Raw genomic sequence first — 1,008 nt, 5'->3', positions numbered from 1 at the left:
ATACAAGATGGCTATAAACCAACTATAATAAAAAATCACAAGCACAAATAATTGAAAAATCTGAGTCATTAAATAAGCTTTAATGCGATTTCTTTTAGAATTAATATAAAAATAAGTAAAATGACAACAACAAAACAAGAATAGAAAGACAAAGAAACTATTTGGGGGAATCAGGCTATTTTCTACTGATGTCAACTGTGTAACTAGTTCATGTCCATTTTTACTAGCCAATCGAAGTATCCCCATAGGAAAATAGGTGCCCCAAATAATCAAAAACGAATATAGTGGTAGTCCAAAAATCGCCTTTACTATATTTAATTTTCGAGTTGTCTCAAGTGCATCATTAATGTCTTTTTGTATCTTATCCATTTATTTTCTCCTACTATCCAAACAAGGATGAGGCTGCCTTCAGACCACCATTAAAGAAATCAGAAACATTCTTGCCGACACTCTTGACAGTCTCCACTCCCTGGTGGATTCCTTTTCCGATAGACTCTACCCCTGATTCTATCATGTCCACAGCACCATAAGCTATATCTTTAGCTCCTTGAGTATTTGCTAGTAAGTAATCCGTCCTTAACCCATTATACCAGAATAGTTAATCAATTAGTAAAAAGTATAGAAAAGCACCTGAGTTATTTTCAGGTGCTTCATCTAGAATCAGAATAACCAGATCCAATCCTCTATCAAGAGACTAGGAATAGTCTCTATAAACCTTTATCTCTTTTTAGACTTCTTGACATGTTCCTTGTACATTTTTGACTTTTTCCCATACCATTCCTCGATGGTATAGCCATATTCCTCACGGTATTTCTCTTGATTTTTATTGACTGCATTAAGATTAAATAATGTAGAGAATGTTGATTTACTCAATGATATTAAGATAATAATGAGAAATATTGGAGCAATGGGTAATATAGCCAAAAGTAAATGAGCAAGTAAATTTTTAAAGCCTGAAATAAGGATACCCGCAATAAAATTTATGAACCATAAAGCCAAGATAACATT

At 32.9% G+C, this 1,008-nt stretch carries 1 protein-coding gene and 2 pseudogenes; all 3 read right to left on the bottom strand.

All coding sequences use genetic code 11. The annotated features are described in order from the left end of the window. Positions 1-369, bottom strand: a pseudogene (locus SORDD16_RS09800) (hypothetical protein); the annotation flags it as partial. Between the two features lie 13 nt (positions 370-382). After that, a complete protein-coding gene (locus SORDD16_RS12180) occupies positions 383-514 on the bottom strand; it encodes a hypothetical protein (RefSeq protein WP_277730664.1) in 132 nt (43 codons plus the stop codon). 203 nt (positions 515-717) lie between these two features. Continuing rightward, positions 718-1,008, bottom strand: a pseudogene (locus tag SORDD16_RS12090) (hypothetical protein); the annotation flags it as partial.

This window comes from Streptococcus oralis (assembly GCF_001578945.1).
GTDB classification, from domain to species: domain Bacteria; phylum Bacillota; class Bacilli; order Lactobacillales; family Streptococcaceae; genus Streptococcus; species Streptococcus oralis_Q.
This window is presented reverse-complemented; position numbering and strand designations above follow the sequence as displayed.

Coding starts and splice junctions, on each gene's coding strand:
- SORDD16_RS12180 (WP_277730664.1), bottom strand. CDS start 514: ATGATAGAATCAGGGGTAGAGTCTATCGGAAAAGGAATCCACCAGGGA.